At 72.4% G+C, this 15406-nt stretch carries 14 protein-coding genes; 8 read left to right on the plus strand and 6 right to left on the minus strand.

Annotated elements, in window-relative coordinates:
• Positions 1–622: 622 nt before the first annotated feature.
• Positions 623–1489 (plus strand): ribonuclease H family protein, encoded by an 867-nt coding sequence (locus tag ACRYCC_RS39225; protein ID WP_433819152.1) that lies wholly within the window; start codon positions 623–625, stop codon positions 1487–1489.
• 243 nt (positions 1490–1732) lie between these two features.
• Positions 1733–2911 carry a L,D-transpeptidase gene (locus tag ACRYCC_RS39230; RefSeq protein ID WP_433819153.1) on the plus strand — a complete coding sequence of 393 codons (1179 nt, stop codon included), beginning with the start codon at positions 1733–1735 and terminating at the stop codon, positions 2909–2911.
• Positions 2912–2935: 24 nt separating this feature from the next.
• On the opposite strand, the gene ACRYCC_RS39235 is transcribed toward ACRYCC_RS39230, so the two are convergent.
• The 4 genes from ACRYCC_RS39235 to ACRYCC_RS39250 form a co-directional block, all read right to left on the minus strand.
• Positions 2936–4219 (minus strand): citrate synthase, encoded by a 1284-nt coding sequence (locus ACRYCC_RS39235; protein WP_433819154.1) that lies wholly within the window; start codon positions 4217–4219, stop codon positions 2936–2938.
• Between the two features lie 120 nt (positions 4220–4339).
• Complete coding sequence (locus ACRYCC_RS39240; protein WP_433819155.1) at positions 4340–4939, minus strand: hypothetical protein; 600 nt, start codon at positions 4937–4939, stop codon at positions 4340–4342.
• A 97-nt stretch (positions 4940–5036) separates the two neighbouring features.
• On the minus strand, positions 5037–5726 hold the full coding sequence (locus ACRYCC_RS39245) for a TetR/AcrR family transcriptional regulator (RefSeq protein WP_433819156.1): 690 nt from the start codon (positions 5724–5726) through the stop codon (positions 5037–5039).
• Positions 5719–7020, minus strand: coding sequence for an acyl-CoA dehydrogenase family protein (locus ACRYCC_RS39250; protein ID WP_433819157.1), 1302 nt, complete (start codon positions 7018–7020; stop codon positions 5719–5721). The genes ACRYCC_RS39245 and ACRYCC_RS39250 overlap by 8 nt, the downstream gene beginning before the upstream one ends.
• 124 nt (positions 7021–7144) lie before the next feature.
• Here ACRYCC_RS39250 and ACRYCC_RS39255 point away from each other — a divergent pair, with 124 nt between their 5' ends.
• Entirely contained in the window at positions 7145–8197 is a 1053-nt protein-coding gene (locus ACRYCC_RS39255; RefSeq protein ID WP_433819158.1) for a phosphotransferase family protein, read from the plus strand.
• Between the two features lie 10 nt (positions 8198–8207).
• Here the strand turns inward: ACRYCC_RS39255 and ACRYCC_RS39260 are convergent, their stop codons facing one another.
• Positions 8208–8630, minus strand: coding sequence for an ATP-binding protein (locus ACRYCC_RS39260; protein ID WP_433819159.1), 423 nt, complete (start codon positions 8628–8630; stop codon positions 8208–8210).
• Between the two features lie 340 nt (positions 8631–8970).
• On the opposite strand from ACRYCC_RS39260, the gene ACRYCC_RS39265 reads away from it, so the two are divergent.
• From ACRYCC_RS39265 to ACRYCC_RS39275, 3 genes are all read left to right on the plus strand, one after another.
• The gene (locus tag ACRYCC_RS39265) at positions 8971–10803 is read left to right on the plus strand and encodes an NAD(P)/FAD-dependent oxidoreductase (protein ID WP_433819160.1); all 1833 of its coding nucleotides are present in this window, start codon (positions 8971–8973) and stop codon (positions 10801–10803) included.
• Complete coding sequence (locus ACRYCC_RS39270) at positions 10800–12251, plus strand: hypothetical protein (RefSeq protein WP_433819161.1); 1452 nt, start codon at positions 10800–10802, stop codon at positions 12249–12251. Before ACRYCC_RS39265 ends, ACRYCC_RS39270 begins: the two co-directional genes overlap by 4 nt.
• Positions 12252–12373: 122 nt before the next feature.
• Positions 12374–12943 (plus strand): hypothetical protein, encoded by a 570-nt coding sequence (locus tag ACRYCC_RS39275; protein WP_433819162.1) that lies wholly within the window; start codon positions 12374–12376, stop codon positions 12941–12943.
• Between the two features lie 54 nt (positions 12944–12997).
• Here the strand turns inward: ACRYCC_RS39275 and ACRYCC_RS39280 are convergent, their stop codons facing one another.
• On the minus strand, positions 12998–13783 hold the full coding sequence (locus ACRYCC_RS39280) for a CPBP family intramembrane glutamic endopeptidase (RefSeq protein WP_433819163.1): 786 nt from the start codon (positions 13781–13783) through the stop codon (positions 12998–13000).
• A gap of 125 nt (positions 13784–13908) precedes the next feature.
• Here ACRYCC_RS39280 and ACRYCC_RS39285 point away from each other — a divergent pair, with 125 nt between their 5' ends.
• Together ACRYCC_RS39285 and ACRYCC_RS39290 are read left to right on the plus strand one after the other, a co-directional pair.
• Complete coding sequence (locus tag ACRYCC_RS39285; RefSeq protein WP_433819164.1) at positions 13909–15075, plus strand: NUDIX domain-containing protein; 1167 nt, start codon at positions 13909–13911, stop codon at positions 15073–15075.
• The gene (locus ACRYCC_RS39290; protein ID WP_433819165.1) at positions 15066–15401 is read left to right on the plus strand and encodes a PCC domain-containing protein; all 336 of its coding nucleotides are present in this window, start codon (positions 15066–15068) and stop codon (positions 15399–15401) included. Before ACRYCC_RS39285 ends, ACRYCC_RS39290 begins: the two co-directional genes overlap by 10 nt.
• Positions 15402–15406: the final 5 nt, after the last annotated feature.

A 15406-nucleotide genomic window follows, 5' to 3' on the forward strand; every position in this document is an offset into this window, starting at 1 on the left:
GCGCCTGTATTAGGCACTGGCTTTTAACACGCTGTTGAGTTCTCAAGAAACGGACACACACCACCAAGAACCAGGAAACCACACCCTGATCCCATCCGGGGCAACCCTGCTAACTTACCAGATGTTCATTGTTTGTCAATTAGATCTTGCGGATCCAATTGCCGGGCAATGGCATCTCTTCTCGTCATCTCATGACACGGCAGAATGAATCCCGCCGGTCAGAGGATTTGAGAAGGGCCCGGGGCCGACCACCGTGAGGTGTTCTGCATCCCGCTCGGGCCAGTTGTTCCAGCTTACCTCAGACCTCGCAGTGCTCGGTCCGTATTCGCTGAAACGCTCCACCCGGAGTTCGGCCATCTCGCGATGTCCCGCATCCCCTGGGCATGGAGAACATTAGGGTGATCGCAGAGGAGCGTCAAATCCGGCGCATTGCCCTTGCATTTCTCCTGGTCAGCACCTTATTAGGGATTATGGGCGGCTCGACGCGGACCGCCCATCGCCCGCCGTCCGATCGGAGGAGGCGGGGAGGAACCCGAGAAGACCCCCGCGAACGGCTGGACTGAGTGCTCGTCTCGGGCGTCTCATAGAGATCAGGCACGGCGGTGAACGGAGGTGGTCCTGGATGACCTCTCCGGCGATGCGCCCCGGCGAGTACAAGGCCGCGCTGTCCCACCTCCCCCTCGCACTGGTGAACCGCGCGGTGCGGCTGCAGCGCTATGTGCTCCGCAGCGTCGAGTGCGACGCCTGCCGGGAGGTCGGTGAGGCGGCCAAGCAGGGACTCACCGCCGCTCGCTTCGGTGATCTGCCGGCCGCGGAGCGGCTGCTGTCCGTCGCCGAGCGCCGGCTCGCCGAGAACGACCACGTCGAGGGCTGCCGGCCCGAACCCACGCTGCCGAAACCGACCGCACGGGTGCGCAGGAGGCGCCCGCGCGGGAGTGTCAACGGCCAGGTCGTCCGGTGGAGGGGGCAGCGCCCGCTGGTCGCCGCCACCGATGCCAGCTGGAAGCGGCACAGCACCGGCTACGGCTATCTCACCACCGACGGCCGGTGGGGGCTGCGCGGCTGGAACAGCGGGCGTACGGACCCGAGCGGCCCCTCGAAGGTGCTCATCAACGAACTGCGTGCGGTGGACCTGCTCGTCGCGACGATCGAGGATCCCCGCACCGAGCTCACCTTGCTGGTCGACAACACCTCGGCGCTCGCGTTCCTGCGCCGGTGGCAGCGCGGCGTGGTCACCGCCATGCCCGAGGGGTACGACCTGCGGCCCCGTACCACCGGCGCCGAACCGACGCTGGTGCACCTGGCGGAACGGGTGGCGAGGATGCCGGGGCTCCGGCTGGAGCACGTCCGGAGCCACTCCGGCCATCTGCTCAACGAGGCGGCCGACTCGCTCGCCTCGCTCGGGCGGCGCCACGCGGCGCAGAAGCTCGACGTCCGTGCCCGTGCACAGGGCCTGGTGGAGTCCTTCCTGCTCGCCTGGCACCAGTAGCGACCCGGGTTCTCCGTTATCGCCGCCCCGGCGGGTCGTGCACTCTGGAGCGGAGGGTTACCGGCCGCTCAACGGGAAGAGAAGGGGTTCGAGCGCCGTGGGCCGGGCGTTCCGGGAGCACGGCACGCCCCGGCGGGCCGGCGCGACGGAGACGACCGGCACGTATGACCGGCACGACAAGACATGACGACACGACCGACACGAGGAAGACGGCGACAGAGGATGCGACGGCAGAGTGTTCGGGTGACGGTGACCGTGGCGATGACCATGGGGGTCCTGACGGCCGGTTGTTCCTCCGGGATCGGGGGCAAGAACGGCAGGCCGGCGGAGCTGGTGATCACTCCCGCGACGGGGACCCAGCAGGTCAGCCCGGACGCCGGGGTGTCCGTCAAGGCCGCCCATGGAAAGCTCACCCGGGTGGTCGTGGCCGGCCCCGGGGGCAGCACCGCCGAGGGGCGGCTGGCGGCCGACCACGGCTCGTGGCGCACCAGGTGGACGCTGCGCCCGGCGAGCACCTACACCGTCACCGCGCAGGCGACCGGTGACGACGGCAAGCAGGTCACCGGCAAGGCGACCTTCACCACCCTTAAGCCGCAGCACACGCTGGACAGCGGGATGTCGCCGCTGTCGGGCGAGACCGTCGGAGTGGGCATGCCCGTGCAGCTGCTGCTGTCGCGGGCCGTGAGCACCCGCCAGGGCAAGGCCGCGGTCGAACGCTCCCTCGAGGTACGGATGTCCCAGCCCGTCGAGGGCTCCTGGAGCTGGGTCGGCGACGAGGAGCTCCAGTACCGTCCGCGCGACTACTGGCCGACCGGCGAGAAGGTCAAGGTCGTCGCGCACCTGGCCGGAGTGAAGGCCGGTGACGGGCTGTGGGGCGGCAAGGACCGCACCCTCGACTTCACCGTCGGTCCCCGGCACATCACCAAGGTCGACGCCCGGACGCACGAGGCCACGGTGACCAACGGCGGGAAGGTCGTCCGGACCATCCCGGTCAGCCTGGGCAGGCCCGGTGACGACAGCTACTCGGGAATCATGATCGCGCAGGAGAAGGCCGCCGACATCGTCATGGACTCGGCCACCACCGGCAACCCCGGTGAATACCGCATCCCGACCAAGTGGAACGTCCGCATGACCTACAGCGGCACGTTCTTCCACGCCGCTCCCTGGTCGACCGGTGCGCAGGGCAACTCCAACGTCAGCCACGGCTGCGTCAACGCCAGCCCGGAGGACGCGCACTGGTTCTTCACCTTCACCCAGCGCGGCGACATCATCGAGGTCAGCGGGACCTCCCGGAAGCTGCGCTTCGGCAACGGCCCCACCCCCTGGGCGAAGTCCTGGGAGGACTGGAAGGCGGGAAGCGCGCTGGGCCCGGCCGCCGTCGCCACCGCCCAGCCCGCGCCCAGCGCCTCCCCCTCGGGCTGAGCCCCGGGGAGCCGAGGGAGGAGGTCAGCGCCGGTCGATGTCGGCGTACTCGCGCTCGGTGGGGCCGATGTAGACCTGGCGCGGCCTGCCGATCTTGGTCGCCGGGTCGGCCATCATCTCGCGCCACTGGGCGATCCAGCCCGGGAGCCGGCCGATCGCGAAGAGCACGGTGAAGGCGTTGGTGGGGAACCCCAGCGCCTTGTAGATGACGCCGGTGTAGAAGTCGACGTTCGGGTAGAGCTTGCGCTCGACGAAGTACTCGTCGGCGAGGGCGACCTCCTCCAGCCGCATGGCGATGTCGAGCAGCGGGTCGGACTTGCCCATCAGCTCCAGCACCCGCCCGGTCGCCTTCTTGACCACCGCGGCACGCGGGTCGTAGCTGCGGTAGACGCGGTGCCCGAAGCCCATCAGCTTGAGACCGGGCTCCTTCGCCTTGACCCTGGCCACGAACGCGTCCACGTCCCCGCCGTCCGCCATGATCCCCTCCAGCATCTCCAGCACGGCCTGGTTGGCGCCGCCGTGCAGCGGGCCGAACAGCGCGTTGACCCCGGCGGAGACGGAGGAGAACAGGTTGGCCTGGCTGGAGCCGACCAGGCGCACCGTCGAGGTCGAGCAGTTCTGCTCGTGGTCGGCGTGCAGGATGAACAGCATGTCCAGGACCCGGGCGATCTCCGGGTTCACCTCGTACGGCTGGGTCGGCAGGCCGAAGGTCATGCGCAGGAAGTTCTCGACGTAGCCGAGGGAGTTGTCGGGGTACAGCAGCGGCTGCCCGATGGAGGTCTTGTAGGCGTACGCCGCGATGGTCGGCAGCTTGGCGATGAGCCGGATGCTGGAGATCTCGACCTGCTCACGGTCGAACGGATCGAGGCTGTCCTGGTAGAAGGTCGACAGGGCGCTCACCGCCGAGGAGAGCACCGCCATCGGGTGGGCGTCGCGGGGGAACCCGGAGAAGAACGCCTTGAAGTCCTCGTGCAGCAGGGTGTGCCTGCCGATCAGCTCGAGGAACCTCTCGAGCTCGGCGGAGGTCGGCAGCTCGCCGTGGATCAGCAGGTAGGCGACCTCGATGAAGGAGGAGCGTTCCGCGAGCACGTCGATCGGGTAGCCGCGGTAGCGCAGGATGCCCGCGTCGCCGTCGATGTAGGTGATCGCGGAGGTGCAGGAGGCGGTGTTGACGAAGCCGGGGTCGAGGGTGACGTACCCGGTCTCCTTGAGCAGGCTGGCGACGCCGAGACCGGCGGGCCCCTCGGTCGCCTGCCTCACTTCGAGGGGCATCCGTCCGCCCGCGTGGTTCAGCTCGATGTCGGACATGCGTCTGCTCCGCTCCGTCAGTGTTCCCGGCCGGCCGGCAGTGGCGCCCGGGCCTGTCACCAGTCTGCCGAAGATCCTCTGTCCAGTCATCCCGGGTCGGCGGGGCGGGACCCCGGCAGGTCAGCGGTCCGGGACGGACGCTCCGGACACCCGGCTGACGAAGGCGACCAGCTCCTCGGGGCTGAGCCCGACGAGCTCGGCGCGGTGCACGGCCATGAGGAGCAGATGGGCGACCAGGTCCCCGCCCCGCTCGGGCGAGCCGTACCACTCCCAGAGCTTCTCGAAGCCCAGGTCGTTGAGCTCGGTGCCGAGCCCGTACCGGTCGCGGACCTCGGCGACGACGCTCGCGATGGCCTCCAGCCGGGTGGCCCCGCGGCGCAGGCAGTACAGCCCGGCGTGGTAGCGGGAGTCGTACCAGCGGCAGCCCGCGGGCGGGTCGTCGAGGATCCGCTGGTACTCCTCCGGTGGCCGCTCGTCGCCGTAGGAGTTGAACAGCAGCAGGAACCCGAAGACCTGTTCGCCGTCGGCGTCCACCAGCCGGAGTTCGAGGTCCTCGCGTTGCTCGTGACCGCGCAGGCCGAGCCGCCCCCCGAGCATCTCGCGGAGCCGGTGGTCGGCGACGCGCGGGTCGTCGACCCGTACCTCGCCGACGTCGGGCAGAGTGGCCACCCACGCGTCGCCGGCCTCGGTGATCGTGGCCGTGTACGGCTGCTCGCTCATGCCGCTTCCTCGGAAGATGTGACGGTCCGGACTCGCTCCATCATGGACCGTCACCGGCCGTGCGCGGTGGTGACATGGCCGCGCCGGTCGGCAACGGTCAGGTACGGGCTCGCGCCGCGTCGCGCTCGTCGGCCAGCCGGCGGGTCTCCGGGGAGACGGGCGCGGCGAGGATCGCGGTGACGACGTCGACCAGGTAGCTGGTGAACAGGCGGTCGTCGGTGTGCGGCCCGGACCGGGCCCTCCTGGCCAGCTCGATCGCCGCGTACAGGATCGCGGTGAAGCGGCGGTGCAGGCGGGCGGCGTCGGCTTCGAGCAGCGGCTCGACCAGGGCGCGCCAGCGGCAGATGCCGTCGGCGGGGTCCTCCAGCTGGCCGGGCGGGATCATCGGGTCGGGCCGGTTGAGCAGCCCGGCCCAGATCTGCAGGAACTCCGGGCCGCCCTCGGGGTCGCTCAGCTTGGCGGCGAGCGGCCGGACCAGCGCGCCGGCCAGCAGCCGGACGTCCGGCTCGCCCTGCGCCTCGTACTGGTCGAGCAGGGCGTGCCGGCGGGCGTCCACCTCCGGCAGGTGCCTGGCCAGGATCGCGGCGATCACCCCGGCGCGGTCCTTGAAGTGGTACTGGACCGCGATGGCGTTGCGGGCGCCGGCGGCCTGGTTGATCTCCCGCAGGCTGACGGCGTCGATCCCGCGCTCGGCGAACAGCCGCTCCGCCGCCCTGAGCAGCCGGCTCCTGGTGTCAGGGAGGGGACGCGGTGCTCCGGGCGGTGCCTCCGGCCGCGGGTCAGGCAAAGGACTCGTTTCCCACCTGGTGTTCGAGGAGCTCGGCGTAGCGTTCGCGGGCCGCGGCCCTGCGGGTGGGCAGGTGCCCGGACGGCCACAGTCCCTCGACCGGTTCGTACCCCTTGAGCAGCTGCCTGGCCACCGTGACCTTGTGCACCTCGGTGGGACCGTCGGCGATGGCCAGTGACTGCGCCCCGACCATCATGGCCGAGAACAGCATCTCGTTGGAGATGCCGAGGGCGCCGTGCAGGTGCATGGCCCGCTGGACGACGTCGTGGAAGACCTTGGGCATCGCGGCCTTGACCGCGGCGATGTCCTTGCGGACCTTGCGGTAGTCCTGGTGCTTGTCGATCAGCCAGGCCGTGCGCAGCACCAGCAGCCGGAACTGCTCCATCTCGATCCAGCTGTCGGCGATCTTCTCCTGGGTCATCTGGAGGGTGGCCAGCGGCCCCTTGCGGGTCTGGCGGGACACCGCGCGCTCGCACATCATGTCGAAGGCCTTGCGCACCTGGGCGATCGTGCGCATGGCGTGGTGGATGCGGCCGCCGCCGAGCCGGGTCTGCGCGATGACGAAGGCCCCGCCCTCGTCGCCGAGGAGATGGTCGGCCGGCACCCGTACGCCCTCGTACCGCACGTAGCCGTGCGAGCCCTCGCGTTCACCGCCGACGCCGACGTTGCGCACGATGCTCAGCCCGGGAGTGCCCGCGGGCACGATGAACATCGACATGCCCTTGTAGGCGCTGATCTCGGGGTCGGTGACCGCCATGACGATGATGAAGGCGGCGTGCCTGGCGTTGGAGGAGAACCACTTCTCCCCGTCGATGACCCATTCGTCGCCGTCCCGTACCGCCCGGGTGGTGAACAGCGTGGGGTCGGCTCCGCCGTGCGGCTCGGTCATGGAGTAGCAGGAGGAGATCTCACCGTCCAGCAGCGGCCGCAGGTAGCGCTCCTTCTGCGACGGGGTGCCGAAGTGCGCGATGATCTCGGCGTTGCCCGAGTCGGGCGCCTGGCAGCCGAAGACCGAGGGCGCCCACCGCGACCGGCCGAGGATCTCGTTGAGCAGGGCCAGCTTGACCTGCCCGAAGCCCTTGCCGCCGAGCTCGGGGCCGAGGTGGCACGCCCACAGCCCCTGGTCCTTCACCTGCTTCTGCAGCGGCCGCACGATCGCCATGGTGCGCGGGTCGCTCTTGTCGTACGGGTCGCGCAGGACCAGGTCCAGCGGTTCGACCTCCTCGCGGAGGAACTCGTCCGCCCAGTCGAGCAGCCGCTGGTATTCGGAGTCGGTTTCGAAGTCCCATGCCATGGCGTGCTCCTCTTCCCGGGGGGTGTCACCTCCGATGATGCGCTCGCCCCTAGATCTAATGCAACTGCATCATTGTTAGGATTCCGAGCCGACAACGTGATCCGGAGCTGGGAGTCAGAACACCGTGCAACCCGAGCAGATCGACCCCGCCCTCGTCGACTTCTCGGTGCTCGGCCGGTGGATGGACGGCGAGGGACTGCCCGGCGGCCCGTTCGAGGAGGTCGAGGAGCTCGGCGGCGGCACCCAGAACGTGCTGATCCGGTTCCGCCGGGGCGGCGCCGAGTACGTGCTGCGCCGCGGGCCCCGGCATCTGCGCGCCAAGAGCAACGACGTACTCCGCAGGGAGGCCCGGGTGCTGGCGGCGCTGAACGGCACCGGGGTGCCCGCGCCGAGACTGCTCGCGGCGTGCCCGGACGAGCAGATCATGGGCGGCGCGGTCTTCTATCTGATGAGCCGGGCCGACGGCTTCAACGCGACGGTGACGCTCCCGGAGCCGCACGCGTCCGACCCGGCCCTGCGGCACCGGATGGGCCTGGAGGCGGCCACGGCGCTCGCCACGCTCGGCGCCGTGGACCATGTCGCCGTGGGGCTGGCGGACTTCGGCCGGCCGGAGGGCTTCCTCGACCGCCAGGTCGGGCGGTGGATGTCGGAGCTGGAGTCCTACGGCGCGCTGGCGGGCTACCCCGGACCCGAGATCCCGCAGCTGGACCGGGTCGCCGGCTGGCTGTCGGGCAACCTCCCGGCGTCCTGGCGCCCGGGCATCATGCACGGCGACTACCACCTGGCCAATCTGATGTTCGCGTTCGACGGGCCCCAGGTCACCGCGATCGTCGACTGGGAGATGTGCACGATCGGCGATCCGCTGGTCGACCTCGGCTGGCTGCTGGCCACCTGGCCGGACCGCGACGACGAGAGCGCGGGCATCGCCGGCCCGCTGGGGCTGGCGGGCGGGCTCCCCTCCGCCGCCGAGATCGTCGCCGCCTACGGAGAGCACTCCGACCGCGACCTGTCGGCCATCGACTGGTACGCGGTGCTGGCCTGCTTCAAGCTCGGCATCGTCCTGGAGGGCACTCACGCCCGCGCGTTCGCCGGCAAGGCCGCCAAGGAGACCGGCGACCTGCTGCACGCCATCACCCTCGGGCTCTTCCGCCGGGCCGAGGGCTTCATGGCCGGCTGACCGGTCCCAGTCAGGGCCCGGCCATCCGGTACCGGAGCGTGGCCCAGATGACCTTGCCCGCGCCGGCCGGCCGGCATCCCCAGTCGTCGGCGTAGGCCTGCACCAGGAACAGCCCCCGGCCGCTCTCCGCCAGGAGCCGCCCGTTCTCGAGCACCGGGAGCTCCGGGGAGTCGTCGCCGACCTCCACGGTGAGCTCGGCGTCCCGGAAATAGAGCAGGAGGGTGACGGCCCCGGCGTACCGGATGCTGTTGGTCAGCAGCTCGCTCACGATCAGCGTGGCATCGTGCCTCAGCTCGGCCAGCCCCCACAGCTCCAGGGCCGCCTTCGTCAGTGCCCGCCCGGCGGGCACCGCCACCTCGGTGGGCCGGAACGCCATCGCGTAGTACGGGGGTTCGCCGTCCAGGTCAGGGTCCGTCGCTGTGACGCCGCTCATCGTCTCCGCCCCGCTCAGAGCTATGACGTCGCCGGGCCGCCGGTTCCGCCGTGGCCTGCTCCGGACTGGGTCCCGCCGCCGGCTCGGAGGGGGCGCGGCTGTGTTCGTTCCATCGAATGCTCTCCCGTGATCGCATAGCGAAGAAATCACCAGGACGTACGCAGCCGTGCCGGGGTCCGGTTCACCGCCCTCGCCGGGGAACCGGAGACGGCGGGGCGTTCCGGAAGTGCCCGGAAGTGTTCCGTATTCGTAAGGCACCGGCGGGCCGCTTCGTGCGACGCTGATCCCGATGCGGCCCGCCGGTGCCCCGGCCGCCTCGCGGACCGGACGGTGGTGCGACATGACCCTGCCCGAGCACGAGCAGGCCCTGGCGGGCTCCGGGCCACGGCGGATCGAGCTGGTGCTGCTCGGAGCCGGGGCCGGTCTGGTGAGCGGCCTGTTCGTCGGGGCGCTGATGGCCTCCCAGACCATGTTCGCCGGCCAGGCCCTGGGCGTGCTCCCGGGCTGGGCGGTGTTCACCCTGTACGCGATCCCGACCGGGGCCCTGCTGTCGCTGGTCGTGGGCCACCGGCCGCACGGGGTCGCGGTGGCCGCCTCCGGCGGGCTGCTGCTGGGGCTGCTCGGCTGGCTGGTGTGGTACCTCACCGTGGATCCGCTGCTGCGCGGCGACCTGCCCACCTGGTCGGCCGGGGCGGCCGGCCGGACCTACCGGGAGCTGGTCGGCGACCTGCTGCACGGCACCCTGGCCGGGGTGCTCTACCAGGCGCTCGTCACGCTGCGCTCCCGGGGCCGCCGCTCCGCCCCCGCCCCGGCGCCCGTCCCGCCGCCGCACGTGGTCATCGTCGGCGGCGGGTTCGGCGGGGTCAGCGCCGCCCAGCGGTTCGAGCGGCTGGCGCTGCGCGGCCACCGGGTCGACGTGACGCTGGTCAGCGACTCCAACTTCCTGCTGTTCACGCCGATGCTCGCCGAGGTGGCCTCCGGCGCGCTCGAGGCCCAGCACATCAGCGCGCCCGTCCGGGCGGCCGCGGCCCACACGCGGTTCCGGCGCGGGGTGGTGGAGGAGATCGACACCGAGCGCCGGATCGTCCGCGTCGACACCGGCGCGGCGGCGCCCGAGACGATGCCCTACGACCATCTCGTGCTGGCGGTGGGGGCGGTCCCGCACTTCCTGGACCTGCCCGGGGTCGCCGAGCACTCCTTCACCCTCAAGAGCCTCGCCGACGCCACCGGGCTGCGCGACCACGTGCTGGCGCTGCTGGAGCGGGCCGACCTGGAGCCGGACGCCGGCGAGCGGGCGCGGCAGCTGACCTTCGTCGTGGCGGGCGGCGGCTTCGCCGGCACCGAGGCGGTCGCGGAGCTGTTCGACCTGGTGCACGGGGTGCTGCACTACTACCCCGGCATCCACCCGGACGAGCCGCGCTTCGTGCTGATCCACTCCCGCCCGGCGATCCTCCCCGAGCTGCCGGACGAGCTGGGCGGCTACGCGCTGGCCAAGCTGCGGGCCCGCGGCATCGAGTTCCGCCTCGGGGTGCGGGCCGCGGAGGCCACCGCGCAGGACGTACGGCTCAGCGACGGCGAGCGGATCGCGACCCGCACCTTCGTCTGGACGGCGGGCAACCGGCCCAGCCCGCTGCTGGCCTCGTTGCCGGGCGAGCGGGGCCGGGGCGGATCGGTGGTGGTCGACGCGGCCTTCCGGGCGGTGGGGATCGACCGGGTCTGGGCCATCGGCGACTGCGCCCAGATCCCCGATCTCGACTCCGACGGCGCGCCCTTCCCGCCCACCGCGCAGCACGCCCTGCGCGAGGGCAGGACGGCCGCCGACAACGTCGCCGCCGTGCTGCGCGGGCGCAAGCCGAAGGCGTTCCGGTTCCGTACGATCGGGATCTTCGTCGCGCTCGGCCACCGGACCGCCGCCGGGGAGATCCGGGGCCGGTGCTTCTCCGGCCTGGCCGCGTGGCTGATGTGGCGCGGCATCTACCTGGCCAAGCTCCCCGGCATGGAGAAGAAGGTCCGGGTGCTCTTCGACTGGACCCTCGATCTGGCGTTCCCGCGCGACATCGTGGTCACCGCGCCGCCGCCGGCCGCTCCCCGCGTGCCGGACCCCCGCCCGGGCGAGGGCGGCCCCGCCGCCACGGGCTCCCCGGGCCTGCTCGGGAAGGGCTCGGCCTCATGACGACGTACCGGCAGGGCGCGGTGTCGGGGGCGCTGGCCGGGGTGGCCGGCGGCCTGGTCTTCGGCGCGGCCATGAGCTCGCTCGGCACGCTGCCGACGGTGGCCTCCATCGTCCGGGCGGACTCCCCGTACCTCGGTTTCGTGGTGCACATGGCGATCGCGGCCCTCATCGGCGCCGGGTTCGGCCTGCTGGTGGCGCACCAGCGGGCGCAGACCAGCGAGCTGCTGTTCTGGGGGCTCGTGTACGGCGCGTTCTGGTGGTTCCTCGGACCGCAGACCCTGCTGCCGCTGCTCCTTGGGCGGCCGGTGGCGTGGGATCTGACCGGCGCGCAGGCGCTGCTGCCCAGCCTCATCGGGCATCTGTTCTACGGCGCCACCACCGCCCTGGTGTTCGTGGCGCTGCGCCGCGACCGGAGCACCCGGGCGCACTTCCACCCGTGGACGCTCCTGCGCGGCCTGCTCGCCGGGGCCGTCGCCGCGGGCGGGCTGCTGCTGCTGTTCGCCGCTGGCGCCGGGCCGGACGGCCGCCGCCCGCCGGACGCGCCCGCCCCGGACCTCGGCGGGTCGCTGACCTGGATGCCGGTCATCGCCCTGGTCATGGGGCTCGGCTACCCGCTGCTGTTCACCGGCCGGGCCGAGGGCACCGGCCCGGCGCTCGTGCGCGGCACGGCGTACGGGTTCCTGTGGTGGATCGTGGCCGGTCTCACCGCGCCGCCGCTGCTGGAGGACGCCACGCTCGACTGGTCGCACCGGGCCGCGCAGACCGCGGTCGCCCTGCTGCCCGGCTACGTCCTGCTCGGGGCCGGCGTCGGCGTGGTGTTCACCTGGCTGGGGGCGCTGGCCCGCGGGCTGTTCGTGGACGACGTCCGGCAGCTGCGCGAGGAGGGGGCCGGTGCCCGCGGGCTCCGGGCCACCGCCTTCGGGGCGGTGGCGGGCCTGGTCGGCGGGCTGGTCTTCGGAGCGGTGTGGGGCGCGGTCGACCGGCTGTCGGCCGTGGCGGGGCTCGTCGGCGCCCGGGGCACCACGACCGGCCTCGTCGTGCACCTGGTGATCGCAGTGATCATCGGCGTCTGCTACGCGCTGCTGTTCCGGCGGCGCAGCTTCGACCTCGCCTCCGGCCTGGGCTGGGGGGTGGCCTACGGGTTCTTCTGGTGGGTGTTCGGGGTGCTGACCCTGCTGCCCGTGCTGCTCGGCGACGTGACGTGGTGGACCGCCCCGGCGATGGCGCGCGCCTTCCCGTCCCTGGTCGGGCATCTCGCCTACGGGGCGGCGCTGGGGACGGTCTTCCACCGGCTGGAGATCCGCGAGAACCCGTGGTGGATCACGCGCGGCCAGGCCGAGGCGGAGCGGGTCGCCGCCCGCCGGGAGCAGACCCTGGGTTCGGCCCCGGCGCTGTGGATGCTCACGGTCCTGATCGCGCTGACCATTCCGCTGGTCGTCGGCGGCTGACCGCGCCCCCTCGCCGGCCGGGCGGCGTTCACAGCGAACTCGCAGCTTCGCCCCATGCTCCGTACAGGACGGTGGTTTCGGATGGTGCCCCGTTCCGGCAACCGATTCCATGGAGTGTCACCGTGCGACCGAGGCCCCGCGCCACCGCGAAGATCCACCTGATCGGCGCGGCCGCCGCCCTGCTGCTGGCGGCCGGCTGCGGAGGGAGCCCGGCCACCGCCAAGCAGGCCGCGACGCCGGGCGCCACTCCCGGTCCGCGGTCGGCCTTCACCGACTGCCTCCGCAAGAACGGGGTCACGCTGCCGAGCGGGAGGCCCTCCGGACGGCCCTCCGAGCGGCCTTCCGGACGGCCTTCCGGCGGCGCCGGGGGCTTTCAGCGGTCGATGTCGCCCGAGCAGCAGAAGGCCTTCGAGGCGTGCCGCTCGCTCATGCCCGGCGGCGGGGCGTTCGGGCGGGACTCCTCGGCGATGCGGGCCTTCCAGGCCTGCCTGGGCGACCACGGGGTGAAACTCCCCGCGGGCCGCGGCCAGGGCCCCGCCGGCACTCCGGCCCCGGGCGCCACTCCGGCGCCCGGCGGCGGACCGGGCCGTGGCCTGCGGGGGCTGAAGACCTCCGACCCGAAGGTGGCCGCGGCGCTGAAGATCTGCCGCCCGCTGCTGCCCACCGGCGCCCCCGCCCCGGCACCGTCCTGACCTGCGAATCCGGGCCCCTGAGCCCGGACCCCGGGACCGCCCGGCGCCGGCCGGTCACCGCTTCGGCAGCCAGCTCACATGGCCGGTGAGGAGCACGGATCCGACGAAGGCGACGATGTCGATGAGGGCGTGCGCCACCACGAGCGGCATCACCCGGCCCCACCGCCGGTAGAGCAGGCAGAACACCACGCCCATGACCACGTTGCCGGCGAACCCGCCGAGCCCCTGGTAGAGGTGGTAGCTGCCGCGCAGCAGGGAACTGGCCGCGATGGTACGGCCGGTGCTCCAGCCCAGCTCGGTCAGCCGGTGCACCAGGTAGCCGAGCACGATCGTCTCTTCCACCACCGAGTTCTGGATCGCCGAGGCCACCAGCACCGGGATCCGCCACCACACGTCCGACAGGGTGGAGGGCACCACGGTGAGGTTGAACCCGGCCGCCCTGGCCGCGAGGTACAGGCACAGCCCCGAGCCGCCGATCACCGCGGCGACGACCGCGCCCCGGCCGAGGTCGCGGGTCTTCTGGTCCGGCGAGAAGCCGAGGGTGCCGCGCAGCGACTCCCCGCCGCGGGCGAGCAGGTGGGCGACCAGGGCCACCGGCACCAGCGCGGTCGCGATCGAGAACAGCTGCCAGGCCAGCCCCAGCCAGGGCCTGCCGGGGGCGTAGTCGGTGACCAGCGGGGCCGTCTGCTCGGCCAGCGGCCGGGACCGGGTCACCGAGCCGATGAAGGAGATCAGCGCCGAGACGCCGGAGGCCCCCAGCGACAGGGCGAGCACGAGGACGACCTCACGGCCGAGCACCCGCCGGTCCACGGGCAGCGGCTCCATCACATCCTGGGTCACACCGATGATCGTGCCACCGCGGCGGAGCGGGTGTGGCCACTTGGGGCCTGATCTCGCGGAACGGCGGCTACGGTGAACGACATACCGGTGGGACCACCGGGCACCGAGGGATGGGAGCGGCACGGGTGGAAGCAGCCGAGGGGCGGCCGGGCGACGTGAACATCCCCGGGTCGATGGCCCGGGTGCTGGCGGACGTGGCCGCCGAGCGGGCCGCCCAGGACGCGATGTGGGGGCTCCAGGAGTTCCCCGACGGGACCGGGCCCGAGCGGAGCGACGCCGCCGACCGGGCCAAGAGCGCCTGCCGGGACGCCTGGACCCGGGGCGAGCTGACCTGGCGGCACATCCTCACCGAGGAGTACCTCGAGGCGCTCGCCGAATCCGAGCCGCGGGCCCTGCGCACCGAGCTCGTCCAGACCGCCGCCGTCGCGGTCAAGTGGATCCAGTCGCTGGACCGCCGCAACGGTTACGTCCGCCACCGGCCCCGCCGGGGCGGCGGGCGTCGCGAGAAACTGGTCCGCGACCGCATACCCGATCTCATCCGCGCCGCGGGCGGCGAGCCCCGGGTGCGCACCGCGGCCGACGGCGAGTACGTCGAGCTGCTGCGCGCCAAGCTCTACGAGGAGGCGGGCGAGTACGTCGCCGGCGGGGACCCCGGGGAACTCGCCGACCTGCTCGAGGTCGTGCTGGCCCTGGCCCGTACGCACGGGGTGGACCCGGACCGGCTGGAGCGGCTGCGGGCGGGCAAGGCCGGCGAGCGGGGCGGGTTCGGCGGGCGCCAGGTGCTCGGCCTCCCCGGCGACCCGCACGCCGAGACGCCCGAGCTCGTCCGGCACAGCGTGCGGGCCCTGCTGCTCGACGGCGACGACCTCCTCCTCTTCCGCCGGACGAGGCCGGACCGTGACCTGTACTGGACCACCCCGGGCGGCGGCGTCGAGCCCGGCGACCCCGACCCGGTGACCGCGCTGCGCAGGGAGCTCGAGGAGGAACTGGGCGCGGTCGCCGGGGAACTGCGGCAGGTGTTCACGCTCGCCGAGCAGACCCCGGTCGGCGACCACCTCCACACCTTCTACGCGGGACGGCTGGTGTCGATGGACCTGAGCCGGCGGCACGGACCCGAGCTCGACAACCCCGCGCGCGGCCGGTACGACCCCGAACGGGTCCCCTGCACCCCCGAGGCCATCGGCGCGCTGAACCTCCGCCCGCACTACCTGGCCGAGTACCTGCGCGCCCACGCCCGGGAGCTCCCCTCGCTGGCGCCCGGGACCGCGGAGGGGGCCGGCCGGTGCAGGTGATCGAGATCAAGAACGCCGAGCTGATGTCGGCCCTGCAGGAGCGGCTGGCCGAGCTCGGCATCGCCTTCGGCGCCATCGTCTCCCTGATCGGCGCCGTCGACTCGTTCACGCTCTCCACCATGCCCAAGCGGGACGCCACCCTCAATGTCGTCCACGAGCACCGTCAGCCCGCCGAGATGAGCGGCTCGGGAGAGGTCGTGAACGGCCTGCCGCACATCCACGCGACCATGGCGATCGAGGGCGGGAAGGCCATCTCCGGCCACCTGAACGCGGCCACCGTCAAGACCTGGTTCGCGCACGTCTACGTTCTGCCGATGGACCGGTAGCGGGC

The sequence above is a fragment of the Actinomadura scrupuli genome (genome assembly GCF_050971785.1).
In the GTDB taxonomy this organism is placed as follows: Bacteria; Actinomycetota; Actinomycetes; order Streptosporangiales; family Streptosporangiaceae; genus Actinomadura_E; species Actinomadura_E scrupuli.

What these genes read in the sequence shown, in the direction of transcription:
- ACRYCC_RS39250 (WP_433819157.1), bottom strand. Translation starts at nt 7,020, where the DNA reads ATGGCATGGGACTTCGAAACCGACTCCGAATACCAGCGGCTGCTCGAC.
- ACRYCC_RS39265 (WP_433819160.1), top strand. Translation starts at nt 8,971, where the DNA reads ATGACCCTGCCCGAGCACGAGCAGGCCCTGGCGGGCTCCGGGCCACGG.
- ACRYCC_RS39225 (WP_433819152.1), top strand. Translation starts at nt 623, where the DNA reads ATGACCTCTCCGGCGATGCGCCCCGGCGAGTACAAGGCCGCGCTGTCC.
- ACRYCC_RS39240 (WP_433819155.1), bottom strand. Translation starts at nt 4,939, where the DNA reads ATGAGCGAGCAGCCGTACACGGCCACGATCACCGAGGCCGGCGACGCG.
- ACRYCC_RS39260 (WP_433819159.1), bottom strand. Translation starts at nt 8,630, where the DNA reads ATGAGCGGCGTCACAGCGACGGACCCTGACCTGGACGGCGAACCCCCG.
- ACRYCC_RS39270 (WP_433819161.1), top strand. Translation starts at nt 10,800, where the DNA reads ATGACGACGTACCGGCAGGGCGCGGTGTCGGGGGCGCTGGCCGGGGTG.
- ACRYCC_RS39235 (WP_433819154.1), bottom strand. Translation starts at nt 4,219, where the DNA reads ATGTCCGACATCGAGCTGAACCACGCGGGCGGACGGATGCCCCTCGAA.